The 22,854-nt window shown below is 57.0% G+C and carries 3 protein-coding genes; 2 read left to right on the plus strand and 1 reads right to left on the minus strand.

The genetic code is table 11. From position 1 onward, the window contains the following. The first annotated feature begins 350 nt into the window (after window positions 1-350). The gene (dnaE, locus tag ACF8AM_RS04170; RefSeq protein WP_392554424.1) at window positions 351-3,950 is read left to right on the plus strand and encodes a DNA polymerase III subunit alpha; all 3,600 of its coding nucleotides are present in this window, start codon (window positions 351-353) and stop codon (window positions 3,948-3,950) included. A 94-nt stretch (window positions 3,951-4,044) separates the two neighbouring features. Here dnaE and ACF8AM_RS04175 read toward each other — a convergent pair whose 3' ends face one another. Beyond that, the gene (locus tag ACF8AM_RS04175) at window positions 4,045-4,584 is read right to left on the minus strand and encodes a hypothetical protein (protein ID WP_392554425.1); all 540 of its coding nucleotides are present in this window, start codon (window positions 4,582-4,584) and stop codon (window positions 4,045-4,047) included. Window positions 4,585-5,040: 456 nt separating this feature from the next. On the opposite strand from ACF8AM_RS04175, the gene ACF8AM_RS04180 reads away from it, so the two are divergent. After that, complete coding sequence (locus ACF8AM_RS04180; protein WP_392554426.1) at window positions 5,041-22,779, plus strand: GEVED domain-containing protein; 17,739 nt, start codon at window positions 5,041-5,043, stop codon at window positions 22,777-22,779. The last annotated feature ends 75 nt before the right edge of the window (window positions 22,780-22,854 follow it).

The following is a 22,854-nucleotide window of genomic DNA, read 5'->3' on the forward strand; positions in this document are numbered from 1 at the left end:
AAGTCCTTGCCAAAATTTGAAATCACGGCCAATGTATTGGTTCCTTTTAAAGTCTTCGAGGTTGAATTGTGATGCGTATTCTTTTTTCTCCGACCTCCTGCGTGGGCGGGGTTGTTTAGGCATTGCAAACGCAGCAATTCAAAACTGCACGACCTCTGCTCGGGAGGGTGATGATGAACGTCTGATGAGTCAAGTTGTGAACACCGTGCGTCCTCACCATCGGCAAAATCCTCTCTGAAACCCCCTGCAACACGGCTCCGATCGAGCAATCGTCAAGACCGAGTTTCTCTCGGCTGTCCCAGCGGGTACAAACGGTAGCTGACGCGCCCCCTCGAAAAGGATTTTGCAGAATGTCGGATACGATCATCGCCCCGGAAATGAACATCGAAGCGGCGACGGAAATTCCGGAAACCAAGCCGTTTGTTCACCTGCATTGCCACAGCCATTACAGCCTGCTCGATGGAGCCGGTGATATTGGGAAGCTGGTCAATCGCGCGGTCGACCATGGAATGAATGCGCTGGCGCTGACCGACCACGGCAACCTGCACGGGGCACTCGAGTTTTATCGCAAGGCGAAATCCGCCGGCATCAATCCGATCATCGGTTACGAAGCCTACATCGCACCGGGAAGCCGATTCGACAAAGGCGGGGCGAGCAGCAGCAAGGCGGCCAGCTATCACCTGACATTGTTGGCTCAGAATCGAAAGGGGTTCAAGAACCTGATCAAACTGGCCTCGGCGGCATCCCTGGAAGGCTTTTACTTCAAACCGCGAATCGACAAGGAGATTCTCGAGAAATACAACGAAGGCATCGTGTGTTTATCGGGTTGTGTCAGCAGCGAATTCAGTCGCGCGATTCTGAAGGGAATCGAAACCAAAGAGCACGAAGAAGAAGCCAAGAAAATCGCGGGATGGTTCCACAAGGTCTTCGGCGATCGTTACTTCATCGAGATCATGAACAACGACGTCGACATCCAACGCATCCAACTCGAAGGTGCGGTGGACATCGCCAACAAAATGGGTCTGCCTTTGGTTGCGACCAGCGATTGCCACTACGTCAATCAGGAAGACGCCGAGGCACAAGACATCATGTTGTGCATCAACACCGGGCGATTCCGGACCGACAACACGCGAATGAAAATGGAGAACGATCAGTTCTTCCTTCGCAGTCCTCAACAGATGTACGAGAAGTTCCCGGGACTGGAAGACGCCGTCGGGCGCAGCCAAGAGATTGCCGACACGGTCGACATTGAACTGGAGTTCAACAAGTACTTCTTCCCCAGCTTCCCCTGCCCGGATCAACTGACTCCGCTCGAGTATTTGCGAAAGCTGTGCGAGAAGGGATTGATGGAACGCTACGAGGGCGATCCAGAACGGATTGTCGACGGCAAGCTTTCCGATGAAGTCATGGCTCGACTCGATCGCGAATTGGGCGTGATCGAAAAACTCAACTACCCGACGTACTTCCTGATTGTTTGGGATTTCGTCAACCACGCCCGCGACATTGGGATCAGTGCTACTGCTCGGGGATCCGGTGTGGGGGCGATCGTGTGTTACGCCCTATACATGTCGCACGTCTGCCCGCTGAGATATGACTTGCTGTTCGAACGATTCCTCGATGAATCGCGGACCGAGCCACCAGATATCGACATCGACTTTGAAAAAGAACGCCGCACGGAAGTCATCGACTACGTGAAGGAGCGGTATGGCAGCGAGATGGTTTGTCAGATTGGGACGTTCGGAACGCTGGCTGCGAAAGCTGCGATCAAGGACACGGGGCGGGCCCTTGGGATTCCGCTGTCTCGCGTCAACCAAATCACCGAGTTGGTTCCCGACGAACTGAAGATCACCATCTCCAAGGCGCTCGAAAAAAGCGCCGACCTGAAGATGATCTACGACGGCGACCCGGAGATCAAAGAACTGCTTGATCTGGCGATGAAGATCGAGGGGCTCGCTCGCAACGTCGGCACGCACGCCGCTGCCGTTGTGATCGCCGACAAACCACTGACCGAATACGTGCCGCTTGGCCGCGTGCCTGGAAAGCAGGACGTGATCACGCAGTGGGCGATGGTCGACGTGGAAGCGTCCGGTCTGCTCAAGATGGACTTCCTGGGCCTTCGCAACCTGACCATCCTTTCGCGAACGGTGAAACTCGTCGAGCAGACGACGGGTGAAACGATCGACCCGTTGAAGTTCCCGCTTGACGACAAGCCATCCTACGCGCTGCTACAGCGTGGTGAAACCAAAGGTGTCTTTCAGCTCGAATCCGGCGGGATTCGTGACCTGTTGCAACGCATGAAACCTGACTGTTTCAGCGACATCATTGCAACAGCGGCGCTCTATCGTCCTGGTCCGCTCGAGGGCGGGATGGTCGATGACTACGTCAACATCAAACACGGGCGGCAGCAACCGGAGTACAAACACCCGGTATTGAAAGAGATCTTGGAAGAGACCAACTCGATCATGGTCTACCAAGAACAGGTGATGCGGATTCTCAACCGCCTCGGGGACGTGCCGCTGGCCAAAGCGTACACCTGTATTAAAGCGATTTCGAAGAAGAAGCAGGCGTTGATCGACGCCAACCATGATGTCTTCATCGCCGGTTCGGTCAAAAACGGGTTGGCAGAAAAAGACGCAGAGGACATTTGGAACCTAATCGTCAAGTTCGCTGGGTACGGTTTCAACAAGTCGCACTCCACCGCGTACGCATTGGTCGCGTATCAAACGGCGTACTTGAAGGCCCACTACCCCGTCGAGTTCATGGCAGCGTTGCTGTCCAGCGACATCTCGGGGCGGAACTTCAAACGCAAAGACGCGCTCGTCGAGCACATGGAGGATTGCGACCGGATGGGCATCGAAGTCTTGCCTCCCAACGTCAATCAATCCGATGCTGACTTTGGCGTGCTGGACGGCAAGATCCCGTTTGCTTTGTCGGCAATCAAAGCCTGCGGCGGATCCACAGCGATCAGCATCGAAGAGGAACGCAAAAAGAACGGGCCGTTCAAAGACATCTTTGACTTCTGCGAACGAGTCGACCCGCATGATTGTAACCGCAGTTCGATCGAAACCTTGATCAAAGCCGGTGCGTTTGATTGCTTTGGCGCCAAACGCAGCCAACTGGCAGCGGTGTTGGAACGCGCCATGCAAGCCGGGGCCAAGGTCCAGGCCGACAAGAAGACCGGGCAAGCCAGTTTCTTCGACGCCTTTGAAGACGAAGAGGAAGAAAATGGCGACGGCGAATCGAGCGCCGCAGTGCCGTTGCCCGACATCGAAGAATGGCCGGATCGCGAAAAGTTGCTGGCCGAAAAAGAAGTCTTGGGTTTCTACCTGGACAGCCACCCGCTCGCTGAGTTCGAACCCAAATTGGCGACGTTCCGAACCCACACCACCGAGACCATGGCGGACTGCAAAGACCGCGACGAAGTTATCGTCGGTGGAATGATCAGCAGCATCAAAATCGCGCACACCAAAAACCCCAAACCAGGGGCGCCGAGCAAGTATGCCAACTTCGACCTGGAAGACATGGCCGGCAGTGTTCGATGCATCTGTTGGCCGAAAGGATTCGCCGTTTGTGGCGAACGGATTCAACCCGATGCCGTCGTGCTGGCGAAAGCCAAAGTGGACCGTCGTGGCGGTGGCGACGAAATCAACCTGATCATTGACGAGTTGACTCCGATCGACGAACTCGACTCTCGCTATACCCACGGCATTCGGATCCGCTTGGACGAATCCGAGCACGACGAAAAAACCGTTTCGAACGTGCGAGAAATCGTTCGCGGCTATCCCGGCAACAAAGACCTGTTGCTAGCGATGCAGCTTTGCGAAGGAGAAACCGTGCACTTCAAGGCCGACAAGTTCCGTGTCGACATCACGCCTCAACTGCGTGAGCGGCTGGACGATCTTCTCGGCACCGGGCACTACAAATTGCTGATGAGCAAACCGAAACGCTGAGCGGCAATCGGCCCGCCACGTTGCCCCGAACAACGCGAAAACCGGGAGCCCGGTTTTCGCGTCTTGGGAGTTCGAGCGTTTGGGGGTCCCTTGCTCAAGCGTCGTTTTTCTTCTTGCCTTTTCGTTTCCCCTTGCCCTTGCCTTTGCCCTGACCATTCTTTTGGGCAGTGGTCATTTGTTTTTGGACTTGCTCCGGCAACGCCTTCATCTGTTCAGGGGTTAGCATCCCCGCCACAGCGACTCGAAATGCTTTCGTCGCCTTTTGCTGTTTCGCGAACAGAGCCTGTTCCTCTTCGCTGAAGCCCTCCTTCAGTTTCGCGGCCAGTTCCTTGCCCTTGGCACCAGCGTCGCGTGCTTCCTTTTGAGCCTCGGTTCGCTTTTTCTTCAGTTCGTTGGTCAATCCCGCGGCCTTCAGTTCGTCCATTTGTGCGACGAAGCCCTTCTTCGCTTCGGACCATTTTTCCTTTTGTTCCGCGGTCAGTTCGACCTTCTGAAGGGCCTTGCCGAGATTCTCTGCCATCCAGACGCCGGCGGCTCGGTTTCCGGCTCGCTTTTTCTTCGCGTCCGGTTTGTCATCCGCCGTCGCGGAAGTCGCCAAGCATGCGACCAGGGCCATCGCGATCAGTTTTTTCATCCAAGTCTCTCCGAGTGAGGAAGGGTTGTTGGGGGCGATTCTAACCGCAGGCGGTCCGTACGGGCGGTCCGGGCCCGCAAAATCGTTCCAAGTGGCCCAGGAAATTCCGTTCGAGACGGGCGAAAGCGGCCGGAAAAGCATTCGGGAACTTTTCCGTCTCATTTTGCATCCAACGCCGGGTGAGAGACATCCAAACCGGATGACCGTCACGACCGTCACGCAGCGACATAAACCCTGCTGTAACAGCGTTTTTCGTTGCTTTGCGAGGCACCCCAACTAAACTCGACCCCCGCGGCAAAGCCCTCCTTACGCAGTCGCTGCACCTTTTCCAAACTGCCAAAAACGAGACTTTTCTCTGACATTGGCATCCATTTTTGCAACTTCCCCCGCATCCTGCTCCGCCGCCGACCAGCCCCAAATTGGTTTGCCACGAGCGGCACGACGAGGCCAACACTGATGACGATCGGTACACCGGGCAACTCTTCCAACATGCACAACGCCAACGAATCGGCCGCTAAGCGGCGTGATGATCGTCGCCGCCGCAGCGGATCCTCCTTGTTTGGAGGTCAATCGCGACGTGGAAAGACACAACGAGCCAAACTGGAGCGTCGATTGCAGTCGCAATCGCTCGAACCACGCCAGTTGCTGGCAGGGCCTGAGCTGGTCGCGATCCAGCCCAACGCGTCAGAGCTGATTGACAACAGCAGCACGATTCGCGACGTCAACGGTGTGGAACTGCTGAACGTTTCGCCGAACGAACTGACGTTCCGGTTTGACGATGACTCGGCGATCGACCCAACCACACTCGGCACCGCGGACAATCCGCTTGCGATCAGCGTGACCCGTGCCGGAGAAGATGGCGGATTCGAAGCGGCGACGGCCGTGACGGACTTCAACACCAGCGGCAGCGTTTTGCTGGAGTTCCGCGCGGTGGCAGCCGGTGTCAGTGGCAACGGCACGACCGTCAACCTGACGGGCACGATTCGCTCGTTGACCACCGCTCCTGTGATCCTCACGCAGGATCCTGAGAACAAAACGCTCAACATCGATTTGAACGCGAACCCCAGTCGTATCGCGACGGTTCGTGACTTGACGCTTGCTCTGCAAGATTACAACCAGACGCAGCGCAACCTGAATGGCGAAACGGTTGCCGACGCATTCCAAGTCAGCGGACCATCCTCAACGCCAATCGGCCAATCGGTTGCCGGCAACCCATTGTCGTTGACCTTGTCGGGTGCGAACTCCGCGCAGACGGTGACTGACCTTGGCCTTGGCAATGCGTACAGCACCAAGATTGTCGCCAACCAATCCGGCGTGGGTGGGCAAGGCATTTCGATCGTGGTTCAGCCGCGCGACTTTGGTGGTCCGACGGACCCTTTGGTTTCGGTCAGCGGCAAAACCATCACGGTTCAAATCAACAGTAATGCGTCCAGCCCCACGACTGTGGGTGAATTCATCGATGCGATCAACAACACGCCAACCGCTTCGGAATTGGTCACCGCATCGCAAGAGCGAGGATCCACGACTCAAACGATCGGCACCTACTCGGCGACATTGAATTTGTCCGGTGCCACCGACACTCCCGTCAACGCGGGCTACATCGGGATCGGCAGCAATCCAAACGAAGTCGTCTTCCGTTTCGCTGAACCATTGCCGGACGACGCGTACCAAATTGAAATCTTCGGTGCGGGCGACCGTGCCCTGCGAAACCTTGCTGGCGAAGCGTTCAATGACGGCGTCGACTTCGCCGTTCCATTCACGTTGAACAAACCACCGCAAGTTTTGGCAGTGGTCCCCGAACCGATCGACATCGACAACCAAGGCCAGCAGACGCCTCGGTTGAACATGATCGATGTATACTTCACCGACGATGTCAGCGTCGCGAATTTGGCGTCCCAGCCTGAATTGTTCCAGTTGATTTTCACTCGTGACACTGCCACGGGTGAAGACGACGTGGTCTTCATGCCCAATGACATCTCGGCCATCGCTGGCAAGCCCAACGCGGTTCGTTTGACGTTCGATGATTTCTTGAATGACGGCAACAGTAACTTCAGCTTCTCAGAAGTGCCTGATCTGTCGCAGCAAACCAATCCACCGATGCCGGTCGACCAATTGCCCAAAATCTCGGGTGCGATTCGACTGAAGGTCGGAAACGACAGTGCGTTGCCAATGACGCCCGGTAACGTTTCGGTTGCGTCCGATGCAGGCGACAGTTTCGACACCGCGTCGATCATCAACAACTTGACGGGAATCGGCCAAGGCCAAACCGCGAGTGTGCGTTTGACCGGCGGCGAGATCGACAACCCCAATCCCAACGATCCGCTCTACACGCTGGATTTCCCGGGTGGAACGGATTACCAAGGCGTTCGTGACATTCGTGAGGATGACCCGAGTCGCCTGGAACGCACCGTCCCGTTGGATGTTTGGCGTCAAGGCGCCGACACTTATGACGGGATCACGACCGCTTACTACAACTTCCCATCCAGTTGGTTGGGCGACGATCCCAGCAACAGCGGATTGGATCTCGACAAGACTTACGTCAACCTGATCACCGAAGAACAAAAGCAACGTGTTCGCGAAGTGATGTCGCTGTTCAGCGAATACCTTGGCGTTCAATTCGTTGAAATCGGTGACACTGCGTCCGGCGCCGTCACCAGCATTCCATCAGGCAGCCCGCTGCTGAGCATCACGTTGGGCGAACTGTACGGCAGCGTGGATGACGATTTGATCGTCAACAGCGCCGTCGGTGGCGTGACATTGGACACCCGTCCGCTCGACATCAACGGACAAACCTTCTTGGGCGTTGACCCCAACGCGGATTCCATCGGCGACCGCCAGTTGTTGGTGATGGACGCACAAGACTTTGACGCCAGTGTGGACGACCAAACCGGAGGAGAATTCTTCCGGGGTGCGTTCTTGGGTGTCGGTCAATTGCTCGGCTACGGGTATTCCGATTACCTGCCGCAACCGGTGACTCAGTCCACAGGGTCGGTTCTTAACAGCGATACCCCTGACGTCATCACGACTTCCTCGCAATTGGACGACGACAACGAATCGTTGTTCCCCAGTCCTTCGGACATTGTCAACGGACAGTACCTGTTCCGTCCGGAAGCCAACGACATCGACCTGTACCGATTCGAATTGACCGAACCGGGAACGTTGTCCATCTCAACCGTGGCGGAACGACTGAGCCTTTCCAGCACGTTGGATACGGCCCTGCGTTTGTACAAACAGATCGGGCCTGACGAATACATCGAGATCGCTGCCAACGATGACTACTTCAGCAACGACTCTCTGATCGAAATTGACATTCTTGAAGCTGGCGATTACGTCGTCGGCGTCAGTGCGTCTGGCAACACCTCTTACAACCCAGTCATCACCGGCACCGGTATCGGTGGTGTGACCGAGGGCACGTACGAATTGGTGATGTCGTTTGAAACGGCCGCTGCCAGCAGTTTGATGGACACTCCCGTTGGCAACACAGCGGCTCAACCGCTCGATGGCGATGCGGATGGTCAACCTGGTGGAGAATTCAATTTCTGGTTCAATCCAACGGATCCAGATGCCGTCATTTATGTTGACAGCGTCACCGGCACCAATCTGCCCGACCGCAACTTCACCACCAACGACGTCAATCAATTTGACTTGTTCGTCACGATGGGCACACCGACCAAACCGGTTGCCGAAATCGACGACGCGATTCGATTGGCGGAATTCCGCCTGAACAACGGCGGCACCCCCGTCACCAAAATTCGTGTCATCGGTGGTGGCAGCTACGAAATCGGTCGCTCGGCAACCGGCAACGCTCTGAAAGACGGCACCAGCCTGGATGTGCCACAGAACATCGCGTTGGTGATCGACGGTGGTTCCGAATTCAAAATGTCACGCAGTCGCATCGGCGTTGGCAGCACGACTGAATCGGTCGATCGCAGCAACTCATCGCTTCAGATTTTGGGCACGCCATTTGACGCGGTCTCTTTTGCTGGCTTGAACGGACAAGTCGGCTCGTGGGGCGGTATCGATCTGCGTGGCGACATCGACTACGCCGACGACAGCAAGATCAACATGGAAGACAACGCCGTCTTCCTCAACCACATCCAATACGCCGACATTCAACACGGTGGTGGTCAAGTATCGGTCGATGGCCAGACGGTGACGATCTCGCCCATCGAGCTCGCCGATGTTCGTGCCACCATCCTGAACAACCAGATCAGAAATTCGGCTCAAGCTGCCATCGCAGCGACGCCAAACACATTCGAAGAAACTCGTTTCGACGAATCGCAGTACCAAAATCAAGTTGCCCCTGGTGCCTCGGCTCCTTCGTACTTCACCAGCGACGTCACCCGCGTTGGGCCACACATTCGCGGCAACGTGCTGACGAACAACTCGATCAACGGGTTGCAAATTCGTTTGCTGACACCAACCGGTGGCGACCTGGAATCATTGGATGTCAACGCACGCTTTGACGACACGGACATCGTTCACGTCCTAACCGAAAACCTGCTCATCGAAGGCAATCCGGGCGGTGTCAATGCGGCCAACGAAGCCCCAAGCATTCTGCTGGTTCGTACCGCCACCGCCACGACTCCCGCAACCGCTGACGGTTTGGCGGCCGGCGACTATGTCTATCGGATGACATTCGTGGACCAAAACGGATTCGAATCCACACCGAGTGACGCGACGTCGTCCATCAGCGTTGGTGCCAACGGATCGGTCCAATTGTCCGGTCTGCCAACCGTGTCCGCCGACAGCGAATTCGCTGGCCGTCGTTTGTACCGGGCAACCGTTGACGCCAACGGCAACCCAGGTGAATTCCGCTTGGTCGCACGCCTGAACACTGACGACACTTCTTACCGTGATTCCGTTGCGGAAGGCAGCGACATCATGAACCCCAGCATCATCGCTGGGACTTTGTTGGCAGGTGCCAGTGCTTCCATCCAAACCAATTCGGTTCCGAACCCCGTTGGCGGTGGATCGGGAATGGTTGAACCCGGCCAATACGTTTACCGCTTCACCTATGCGACGGCCGATGGAACAGAAGTCGGACCAAGCAGTGAATCGCAGGTCATCCAAACGATTGACGAAGGTTCGATCAGTGTGTCTGGAATCCCAGCCGCACCAGAAGGCAGCGGTTTTGCTTCGCGAATCGTTTATCGAGCGACCGTTGCCAGCGATGGAACGGTTGGCGAATATCGCCAAGTCGCCGTTCTGAATGCGTCACAAACATCCTTCACCGATGCCGCTTCGGTCGGCACCGACCGATTGGATTTGTTGACCATCACGGCTCCTTTGCAAGCTCGTTCGGGTCGACTCGATCCAAGCTTGGTGATTGATCCGGGCATGATCGTCAAGATGGATGGTGCCCGAATCGACGTGACTTTCGGTGCTCATCTTTACGCGGAAGGCACTGCAAAAGAGCCGATCATTCTGACCAGTCTGAATGACAACCGGTACGGAACTGGAGGTGCATTCAACACGAACAACATCGCCGAAGGCACCAATGACGGTCAAAATGATCTGACAGCCGGCGATTGGTCGGGCGTCTATTTGGCGTTCGGTGCGGACGCATCGTTCGACCACGCTGTTCTGGCGGGTGGCGGTGGGACATCGCGGATTGAAGGTGGTTTTGCCAGTTTCAATGTGCTGGAAGTTCACCAAAGTGACTTGCGTGTTGCCAACACCCGTTTTGAAACCAACGCGGATGGCCGTGGGTTCTTGAACGACGGCGACAACAGCGCCGATGACCCTCGCGTCGAACGAGTAGGACGTGTCAACAACGCCAGCGGAACGATCTTCGTCCGCGGAGCGCAACCTGTTTTGGTCGACAACGAATTCATTGACGGTAGCGGCCCGGCGATGTCTTTCGACGTCAACAGTTTTTCATGGCAAGAGGTTTCTGACCAAGGTCGTTCGACGGCCAGTCGTGACTTTGGCAACGGAACGGTTGTCGAAGACAGCCTGGATCGCTACGAAATCTCTGGCAACAGCGGTCCTTTGATCGCTGGCAACTTGATCGACTCTGCCACAGTGTCCGACGAAGACGTCGCCGCCGGCATCGTTACCGCTGGATTGAACGGATTGGAAGTTCGTGGCGGAACGGTCGCCACGGAAGTGGTTTGGGACGACACGGACATCGTTCACATCGTTCGCGACATGATCGAGATCCCTAACCAGCACATCTATGGTGGGTTGCATCTGGAAAGTGACGCTCGCGGATCGTTGGTCGTTAAGTTCCAAAACCAAGACCTTGATGTGGAAGACGTCTTGCTGCGTCGCCAAGCCGGCATCGTAGCGGGTGGCACGCTGCTGACGGCAGAAGACCAAATGTTGGACATTGCTGACCGAATCGGCGGCAGTCTGCAGATCGTTGGTCAACCTGACTTCCCAGTTGTCTTGACCAGCCTGCTGGACGACACCATCGGCGCCGGATTCACCCCCGATGGTATGGCCAACGTCGACACGGACAACAATGGCATTCGCGTGGATGCCGACGGCAATCCGATCACGACCCTGACCAGCGATTCAAGCGGTGGTGAGTCCACTCCAGCCTTGTTGCCTTTGGGCCAAGAATACGACCGAGCGGACAACGCGGAAGTCAACAATGGCACGACCATTGACAACGACATCGATCCGAACTCGACCGGTTATCTCAGCACCACCGTGTTGGGCGGCGGTGAACTGCAAAACGTCGTTGTGACTGGCATCGACCAGAACAACGGTGGTGCCTTGCTGGCACAGCAGAACTACGCGTTCCTGTACACGACCTACATCGAAGTCACCAACGACATCGGAACCCGCACGCGAATTCCGTTGATCAACGCGTTCAGTCCAACGGACAACCCCAATCCGATCTTGGTCGGTCCCGACCGTGTTCGCAGCAGCGGCGTGTTCACCGCGTTTGGTCGTGAAATTCGCTTCACTGCGGAAACGTTCATTGTCGACAACCGCGCGGTTGCTTACACCACGCTGGATTTCGAAACCGTTGACGGAGCGGACTTCTCCGCTGGCAACATCGGCGACATCCGCGTGATCAGTTACTTGGATCAAGGCGTGACCGCCGACAACGCGGACGTGCTGTATCAAATCGGCACCCCCGGCCAAAGCGATTTCCGTTTGATGACCTTGAACGAAACCGCTCGTGTCGGTTTCACTCACGGTGGTGTTTACGAAAACGACTCGATCAACCAGTTCAACGCCTCGTACAGCGGTTGGGTCACCGACGACGCTGGCGATCTGCTGAATCGATTGAACACCGTTCAGAACGGACTGACGTTCGACATCGCGGCCAGCATCAACGGCGACATACCTGCCGCCTTCGGTCCTGTTGCTGGTTCAGCCAACTTCGACGGCGTGACGAGCGGAACCACGGCGATCAGCCAGAACGGCGCGCCCGCTGACATCGAAACCGCACACGTTTGGGAACTCACGGGTGGAAGCGACGCGGCTCGCGTGACGACATTCGTTGAATGGATCCCGTTTGATCCTGCCAACCCAGCCAGCATCTCACTGCCGCAAAGCGTTGACGGGGCGGGATCGTGGGACGGCATCACGATTCGCGAAGCCGCATCGGATTCAAACGTTTCCATCACCAGTGAAAACGAACCTGGCAACGTCGGCAACAGCGACACCAATGCCACGCCAGCCACGTCGCAATACTTGGGCGAATTGGCTCCTTCGATCGAAGCCGGTGACGAAACCCGTCGCATTGGTTTGATCGTCGAAGGTGAAATCAGCAGCCGTGGCGATGAAGACGTTTACGCGTTCGTCGCAGAAGCTGGCACCCAAATCTGGCTCGACATCGACCGCACGAATTCCAACCTGGACACGGTCATTGAACTGATCGATGCCAACGGTAACACGCTGATCCTGTCGGATGACTCCATCGAAGAAGCCCGCCAGATTGAAGAACTTCTGTCCATTGATCCGACCGATCCGAATGCGGCTGCACGCCGTGCGGCTTTGACCGAAGAAATCGCTCGTCGCAGTGGTGGCGGACTGAACGGTTACAGCATCGATCAGGTGCTCGGTTTGGGAACCACGTTGGTGGATGCCACCGCCGACGACTCGATGTTCCAAGACAACTACTCGACCAACGCTCGCGACGCCGGCATGCGAATCACGCTGCCGGGAACCGTGGGGCAGACGTTGCTGTACCACGTTCGTGTTCGCAGTGGTCTGAGCGACGTCGCTGAGGACGTGACCCTCGCTGACGGTGGCGGTTTCTTGACCAGTGCCGAATCACTGGGCAATGGTCGCACGACCGGCAGTTACCAATTGCAAATCCGTCTCGGCGAAGACGACGTGTTCGCGGGAACCCAGGTTCGCTACAGCGATGTGCGTTACGCCACCAACGGCGTTCAAGTCATCGGTGGCCCGATGCACAGCCCGCTGACCGGCACGGACTATGAAACCGACTCGGACAATGGAACACTCGCCGACGCTCAACGCCTCGGCCTGTACGACAACCAATACACTTCCGATGGAACGATCACGACGTTGGCCGATGGCAGCATCGTCATCAACCGTGACTCCGGCGGTATCGACCGTGTCGACATCGATTTGGACAACCCTGCCGGTCCATTGTCCAGCGACAACCTGGCGACCAATATCTCAGGCATGCTGACCGACGTCGATGACGTCGATTGGTTCGAGTTTGACATCGAGTATCAACAACTCACTCGCGATGACGCGGCCCTGTATCTGGCAACCGTGTTCGACCTGGATTACTCCGACGGTTTGGCACGTGCGGACACCGCTCTGTACGTCTTCAACTCGCTGGGTGAGTTGGTTCTTATCGGCGGTGACAGCAACATCGCGGACGACCAAACCTCGCCAGGAGCCGGATACGACCCATCCGATCTTTCGCGTGGTTCGTTCGGCAACGCCGACCCATACATTGGTTCCGCAGAACTTCCCGAAGGCACGTACTACGTCGCGATTTCGAATCAATCGCGTCAGCCAGCCGTGCTGGACCAATTCACCAACCGCGACACAGCCAACCCATTGTTGCGTTTGGAACCTGTCGATTCGATTCAACGTATCGCGGAAGAGAACTTCGAAGTCTTTGACTTCTATCCTGGAACCGCGTCCGCGCCCGTCCAACCGGTGTTGTTTGACGACAACTCGATCCTGGACTACTCGCTCGACGACGTCGTCCTGTACGTCAACACGGGGTCGACGCTGTTTGTGGTCAACCCATTCACGGGTGAAACCTACGGCACGATCGGAAGCTTCGGCGATGAAGTTCGCGACATTGCGTTCACGGCCAACGGTGAGTTGTTCGCCTACACTGGCTACGACGATCGCCCCGCGGGTGACACGACCTGGACTTACAACCGAATCGACACCGCCACGGCTCAGCTCAGTGCCCCGCTCAGCGTTGGTGCGGGAATCGAAACGTTCCACAACTTGGACGCGGAAGAACCGCCAGCCCAGCAGATTCTGGATGAAGCCAGTGATGACGGAATCGAAGTCGAAGCCATCACGATCCGAGCACGATTTGGTTCGGAAACAGGCTTCTTCATCGGCAACCGTCCCACCGCCCAAGACGGTTTGGACTACATCGACAACATCTTGTACACCTTCAACGAGGAAACAGGTGAAGCGACCGGTCCAGTCTTTGACCTCGCTCTGTTCAACGCGGGTGCCGGTACAGACCGCCGTGAAGTCGGGGCGATCGACACTGCCATCCCAACGGGCAACCAAGACACTCAATTGGGGATTGCTGATGCCACCGCCAACGACGCCAACGGGTTGCCTGTGGCGAGGTTGTTCGACGGTGACACGTTCAGCCTGACCAACGGCACCGAGACCGAAACGTTCGAACTGAACCAAGGGTTCACGATCCTGGCTGCCTCGCCAGCAGATTCGTTGACCGGTGCGACGCTTGCCAACGCCGCGATTCCAATCGCGACGGACACCACGCTCGATCCGGCAAGCATCCTCAATGGCACCTTGTTGACGGTTGAAACGCCAGGCAATGCCCCGGTGACTTTCCAAATCACGGATTCCACCGCCGCGATTCCGCCGGGCAACATCCGTGTGCCATTGGATCGCAGTTCCGACGCAGTGGTCTTCATCGACACTCTGGCATCGGTCATTCGCGACCAAGGCATCGCGGTTTCCTCCAAGGGCACCCAATTGGCTTTGCCGACCGCGACCAACGTGCAGTTGACCGGCCCTGGTGCAGTGGCCGCTGACGGCATCGCCTTGGTGGGCGACAACAACGTCACCGCAGGCAACATCGCGGTGACTCTGTTGCCAACCGACACTGCCGAAACCGTTGCGTTCCGCATTTCGCAAGCCGTCCAAGCTGCGAACACCGGCGGTTCGTTGCCAACGGTCACCGCGACGCCTCAGGGCAACTCGCTGTCCATCACGGGGGCGATCGCCAACGTCAGCAGCGTGACCGGAGCCGTCCGGGCTGGTGGTTCGCCAAACGGCGGAACGATCACGGGCATCGAGATGGTGGGCAACGACCTGTACGGTGTCAGTGACAACGGTGGTCTGTACTTCGTGCCGAGTGGACAACTCAACGGAACCGGTGCCCGCTTCGTTGGCAACTATGTCTCCACCGCCACCGACTTGATCGGGTTGAACTTCACCGGTCTACGTGCCGGCCCGAACAGTGTCGAGGACGGAGCTTACAGTGACATTCTGTTCGGAACGACCAGCAACGGTCGCATCTATGCCTTCAACACGCTCGGCGAACTGCAGCCCATCTTTGCTGGTGGTCGCAGCTTCATCGACACGGGGATCTTCGGTGCATTGGGGCTGGACTTCAGCACGCTGGATTACAACCTCTGGCACGTCGCTGGGGCTCGTGCAGACGATGCGGGACACGGCTACACGGAAACCTTCAGCGATACCCGCCCGGAAGTCTCGGGTGGCAACTCGCTGCAGTTCAACTACACCGCCGGAGCGTTCAACAACAACTACGAATTCGGCGAAGCTCCTGTCCAGAACTTCGGCAATGCCAACGAAAACGTCCGCCAGGACGGACAAGACGTCCAAAGCACTTACAACCTTCCTGGTGGTGCGAAGGGGATCGTCCAGTCCAACGCGTTCAGTCTGGAAGGCTACTCGTCGGCTGACCTGCCAACGATGTATTTCAACTACTTCCTTGAAACGGATGGTGTTGACGACGACTCGGCAACCGACAACGACGACGACTTGTTCGCCGAAGATCGTGACACGCTGCGGATCTATGTGATCGATGCTTACGGTGTGGAACACCTGGTCGCCACCAATAACGAAACGCGTGGCACCGGCGACTTCGACGACGAGTTCGACGACCCAGCCGAAGTTGGCATCTACGACGACGACATCGACGTGGACGTCCAACAATTGTTCGACAACACCGGAACATGGCGTCAGGCTCGTGTGCCGCTCAATGAATTTGCTGGTCAAAGTGGACTGTCATTGAGAATTGAGTTCTCGACCGCTGGCACGACCGCCACGAACACCGCTGAAATCCGCACCGTCGCGGCCAGCGGCCTGACCGATGGCGAAAGCTTCACCATCGGCGGACAACTGTTCTCCGTGGATCTCTCGCCAACGATTGCCTTCCCATCGGGAGCCCAATTGGCTGACTTGTTCAGCAGTGGCGCGACCGCGGAAGCCACGTTCACCGTGGACGGGCAAGAGTACATCTTGACCGATGGAACACGCACCGTCGCGGCCGATCAGATCGAGATCGATGTGACCAACGGTCAACCAACCGCCTTGGCTACCTTGACCGCTGCCGACATCGCCTCGGCGGTTTCCAGCACGTTTGATACCAGCGTCAGCGTCGAACGTTTGGTTCCATCAGGAGCTGAACTGGCGATCTTCTATCAGAACAACCCAGACGAATTCCGCACCGTGTTCATCAACGGGAATGAATACTTGCTGGACGACGGGTTCCGTGACACCACCGATGCAACGGCCCAGATCACAGGCACCGCCCTGATTCCAGTGGACGTCCTCGCGGTTTACCAAAGCCTAGAAGACGCCGATCCTGATGTTGAACAAGTGGTCGACCTGACCCAAGAAGACATTGCACTGGTTCTGTCCACCGTCATTGGCGAAACCGATGGTGCGGTCGACTACGATCAATTGGTCCCCACGGGAACCCAGTTGTCGAATCTGTACAGCGATGCTTCGGAAACGTTCGTCATCGAAATCGACGGCGTCGAATACGTGCTGACCGACGGCACCCGCTCGATCCAAACCGGACAAGTCTCGGTGCTCATCGCCGACTTCGCCCGCTCGGACATTGGTGCCGAACTGCAAGCGGTGGTCGAACAGAACACGGGTGTGCAAACGCCTCAGTTCACGACCGTTGACAACTTCGACTTCAGTGATCCATCCGACCCGATCGATCCATTTGGAAACCCAAACCCAGTCGGTGCGGTCGGTCGCAACGATTTGCTGTATCAAGCCACTCCGCTGCCATACTCCGATGGCAACGCTCAAGTCACCGGTCGCGGTACATTGGGAACGGTCACCACAACAGGTGTCACCAACCTCGGCGATGTGGACTTGTCCAGCGTCGAAGTCGCGGCGGGCACGACAATCACCGTCAGCACGCTGGCGGACAATCCTGGAATCGAGCTGAACGTTCGCTTCTTTGATTCCACCGGAGTCGAACTTCGCAGCCCCACGGGAGGTTTGTTGGCGATCGAAAACACCGCTAACGGAACCGTCTCTGTCACGGCCCCATCGGACGGCGTGATCTACATCGGAATCAGCGGCCCTGAAAACGGCGACTACGATCCTCGCGTTTCGGGTACCACCAACGCGGCTCAAGTTGGCGGATACGAAGCGACTGTGTCGATCAATCCACAATTGGACGTTCAAGCGAACTCGTCCGTGGTTGAGTTCAACGGAGTCGGATCCGTCTCCGTCTCGACTGGTAGCGGATTGCGAGTTGGTTCACAAAATGCCTTGCCTGGCATCCCAGTCCAAATCAGCCACTCCGACACGGCTCAAGAAGTCGCCGCGGCAGTTCGCCAAGCTCTGGCCAACCGATTCACCGATGGCAACGAAACCTTGATCCCTCAAGTTGGATCCGCGGTTCGTCTGCCCAACTTGACGATCGATGATTCCGGTCCATTCGCATCGACGGCACAACGGTACGGCGACCGATTTGGTGCCAACGGCCAACCCGCAGCGTCGGACAACGAGAACAACGGTGCGTTCATCGATGACATCATCATCGGATTCGCGGAACGTGGCGAAATGGTTTCGTCGGCCAATCCAATTGGCACCGACGAAGCCTTCATCGTCAACGATTCGGTCAACTTGACCAACCCAGCCCAACCGACTCAGCCAACCGTTTCGGGTGCCTATCAACTAGAAATCCGCGATGCATCGGAATACGTCAGCAGCGGTCTGGACGGCGATTCTCGCTTCCGCACGTTCGACACCAATGAACGACTCACCAGCGGCATCACTTTGACCGCCTTGCCGGCTTCGGAAATCGAAGACGGTGCGACGTTCACTTTGGCCGATGCGAACACTCGCTTGACGTTTGAATTCGACATCAGCGATGACTTAGGCAACTACGACGGAATCGTCCCTGACGACAACCGAATCGCGGTCCAACTGCCTCGCGCCGCCACGGCGGCAGAGGTCGCCAACCAAATCATCCGCTTGATCAACTCCAATCAAGTCCAAGCGGTGATCGATGGAAGTGCGGCTCGATCCAACGGCACCTTGCCACCGGAAAACGCGAGCTCGCCGAACTCGTTGGTCAACGCCGACACCCGCATCAATCTGTACGGCGACCTCAGCCTGCGACCAGATACGGCGGGCCGCCCCACATTCGAGAACATCGAGATCTCCGAACTGCGTGGTGATTCCAACCGTGCCACCGCCGAGCAAGGCGTGATCATGATCGAGAACAACCGGTTCTTGTTCAGTTCCAACGCTGGTGTCGACATCAATCGCGACGCGTCCGCTGGGGTTGTTTCGGACGACCTGCGTGATGCCACGCCATCGATCCTGACCTACGCTCGCAATTTGATCGAACTGAACACCGAGAACCTGATCCCTGGTGTCGTGGTTCAAAACAACGTCATCGCGTTCAACTCGGACGCGGGCATTCGCATCACCGGATTGGATGGTGACGGCGGAGCATCGGAAGACCCAGTCGGCTTCGACCGAATTGTCAACAACACGTTGGTCGGTGGCCCCATCACCAGCGGTGCTGAGCTCGGACCTCAGGTGTTCGAATCCATCCTGTTCGACCAAGGCGGCATCTCGTTCGCCGACGCGGTTGTGCAAGACACATTGGATCTCGGCCCCGACGTCAGCTCGGAATTCACCGACACCGAAGCCGCGCTCGGATCGCCTGATTGCCACGGCATCGGCCCAGAACCAACCAGCGGTCAGTTCACCTTCTCGCTGGGGTCCGGCGGACAAGCCACGTTCTTGTTCCAGGACAACCTGTTGGTCGGTGACGGAACCTCGGCTCCGGACTTGGTTATCTTTGAATCGGGAACGCCAGAACGCGTCGCGGTCGAAATCAGCCGCGATGGCGTGACGTTCTTCTCCGTCGGTCAAATCTTTGGCACGGACAACACGATCGACCTGGACTCGTTTGGCTTCGGACCAAATGATCAATTCGGCTTTGTCCGACTGACTGACTTGTCCAGTTCCGGCACGTTCGACTTCGGTGCTGCAGGTGCAGACATCGACGGCATTGGTGCGATCTCCACGATTGCTCGTGAGATCTACACACCGGGCAGCCAAGGCATCGTGGTCCAGCAGAATTCGGCCCCAACGATCCTGAACAACATCGTCGCGAACTTCCAAAATGGAATTGTCGTCGCATCACCACAACGCAATGTGGCCGGGGACGTGGACGTCTCGGGTGACCTGACCGTCATCGGTGGCAACACGTTCTATCGCAACGCGAACGACGCAACCTCTGGTGACACGGGACTGTTCTCGCAGTTCATCAGCCCGTTCCAGCAGATCTTCGTCAATCCCGTCAACTTGGTGTTCACACCGCAGGCTGGCACCTCCACGATCGACAGCGGCATCAGCTCGCTGGAAGATCGCTCGTCGCTTGAAACCGTTCGTGGTGCGATTGGATTGCCACCGAGCCCGATCATCGCTCCGGTTTACGATCTCAACGGACAACTCCGCAGCGACGATCCAAACGTTGCCTCGCCAAATGGCCTCGGTTTCAACGTCTTCGTTGACCGCGGAGCCGAAGAACGCGGCGACAGCGACGGGCCTCGTTTTGTGGTCACCTCGCCTCGTGGAGACGACCTGTTCAACTTGGCTGGTCAAGCCTTCAGTTCCGGAACGATCCACGATGCGTTTGAAATTCAACTCATCGATGGAATCGCTCCCGCCGACGCGGCTCCTGGAGTTGGCATCGATGACTCGACGGTTCGGTCCGAGCTGGTTCGGATCACGCGATTCTTCTACGACAGCAACGAAGTCGAATTGCTGTCCGAAGGTGTCGACTATCGATTCAGCTATGAGCCTGGCGACAACACGATCCGCCTGACTCCGATCGGAGGCGTGTGGCCCGACAACGCGACGTACACCGTCGAATTGCTCGGCAGCACTCTGTCCGGCGACAACGTCGGTGTCCTGAAAGCCGAAGAAGGACGTGTCTACGCCGATGGTGCGACCACCCAGGTTGGCGACAAAATCTTCGAAGCCGACACCGGCATCGGGTTGTCGATCCTGCCGAGCGAGTTGACCATCGTCAATCCACTCACCAACCTCGTTGAGTCCAACATTGACGGGCAACTGGTGACGATCTTCGACGGCGTCAATGAAGTCACCTTCGAGTTCGATACCGAATCCATCGCCAACGTCGCTGAAGGAAACATCCCTGTTCGTTTGCCTGAAGCCGCCACGGCCGAGCAAATCAGTGACATCTTCGCTCGTGCGATCAATGGATCTGAGTTGCAACTCGTTGCCATTCATATGCAGGTCGACGACGACGCCACGATTGAAACCGGGCGTTTGCAACTGCTCGGAGTGACCGAGGAGAGCGAGAATAGCTACGTTTCATTCGAATCGGATAGCTTCCTGCGTCAGACCAACCACGTGCTCGATGTCACGATGCTGATCACCACGACGGATGGCATCAACGACTTCGACGGTCAGCAAGTCACGATCTTCGACGGGCAACAAGAACTGACCTTCGAATTCGATTCCAACGGTGCGGCTGCGGCCAACGCGGACGTGGTCGTCGCGATCCGAACCGATTCGACTGCCCGTCAAATCACGGCAGAATTGCTTTCCGCCATCGACACAGCGGGATTGAACGTTGAAACGTCTGGAGCAACTGGCAACTTCCGAATCTCCGGAACCAACGGACCGATCTCCGTCACCTCGTTGACCGATTCGGTCATCGTCGAAGGCAACAGCGAAATTGGCGTGTCCTTCGGCTTCGGCCTGATTGTCCCAACGGAAGAGGGCAGCGTTTCGCCAAACCTGAGTGACGGTCAGACCTTCACGATTTCTCGTGGCACTACTGAATCGGTGACCTTCGAACTGGATTTCGACGGATTCCTCAATGATTCGTCCGCGGTCGCAGTATCGATTGCGGGTGGCGGATTCGGTGGATCGACGCCGGACCAAGTCGCTGACGCGTTGGTCGCTGCGATCTCAGCCAATGTCACGGGATTGACTCCGGTCAACATCGGGGGTGGGCGTGTGTCCTTGGGCGGTGACGACCAATACAGTTTGAACTTGGCCAACACAGCCCTCTCGCAATCCGGATTCGCCGGGCAACCCGCTTCGATCCCTGTCATCGTGCCACTGGACGATGTGCGGAGCGAAGTCGTCGAAGGTCTGGAAGAATCCAGTGCAACCAAGCTGAATGCGATCCAGCCAATCATCGACATCCTGTCGTTGTCACAAACTGGCATCAAACGCATTGCTCACTTGTACGGCGAAGCCATCTCGGATGCCTTTGCAACGGAGATCGCTTCCGGTGACCTTGTCGTTCAACAACCGGATTCACGGATCTTGATCGAAGGAGCCTCCTTGGTTCGCGGTCAGTCCGTGATCAGCGATCGGATCACCGATGACGTTGGCAACCAATTGCTGGCGGGCGAAGCGGTGATCTTCGTTGGCGAACTGCTCGACTTCGGTGACGCGGCTGACCCACGCATTCCAGTCAGTGTCGATGACAACGGTCCTCGTCACGTCATCAACGAAGGCTTCCAGCTTGGCGATCAAATCACCGCAGACTCCGGTGGCGTTGTCAACGGTTCCAATACCGCGGACACCAACGCCGACGGTGACGACGGCGTCGCGATTTTGGGTTCGATGCGACCTGGGTTCTCGACTCAGTTTGTCATCGATGTTCAATCGCCAACGGTTGGTGGCGTCACACCGGCCTTCTACTTGGACGCTTGGTTTGACTGGAACGGCGATGGAACCTTCGATGAAACCGAAGTGGAACGCTTCGGCAGCATCGGCTCCGGCGTGGCTCGCGTCATTGGAACCGGGGGCACCACGGTCAACATCAATGTTCCATCCAACGCAGTTGTCGGTGAAATCCAAACTCGCTTCCGCCTCTCCAACGAAGCCGTCTTGGGCTCGAATGGACTCGCGCAATCGGGCGAAGTCGAAGACTACACCTTCACGATTTCGAACAACCCGTACCAGAACCCATCGTTGATCCAAGACGTCAACGCCAGTGGAGCGGTCACGCCTCTCGACGCCCTGTTGATCATCAACGCGATCAATGCCGCCGACGGTGACATCGATTTGTCGAACATCCCTGCGGGAGTGACCTTGCCTCCGTACCCAGATGTGAACGGCAACGGGGTTGTGTCTGCCTTGGACGCGTTGATTGTCATCAACCGTCTGAACGAGATCACCAATCCTGGAGAAGACCCAACGGGTGCAGGGGAGCCTCTCTTCGCATCCACTTCTTCGACCACGGTGGCCTACACCCCCGTGTCGGACGGTGTATTGGCATCCAACGCGACGATCGCGTTCGATCCGACCTCACGCAGCAACGACGATTCACGATTGTCCGAAGCCGCTGGCGAACCCATCGCGGAATCGACCACCAAATTGGTGGGTGATTCCTCCAGCGTCTTTGATTCGGCCGCGATGATCAGTTTGGATGACGTGGTGGAAACCTTGGCAAATGATCGGGATCAGGCCGACCAATCGGACGAATCGGAAATTTCGGCATTGGACTCAATCTTCGCGTCGATGAACTGATCGTCGCGAAGAAAACCTTCGGTCAATAACCCATTTTCGCGAGCGTGACGTAGATTTCGAATGGACGGTTCCCCG

It is taken from the genome of Rhodopirellula sp. JB055 (assembly GCF_043100905.1).
Taxonomy (GTDB): domain Bacteria; phylum Planctomycetota; class Planctomycetia; order Pirellulales; family Pirellulaceae; genus Rhodopirellula.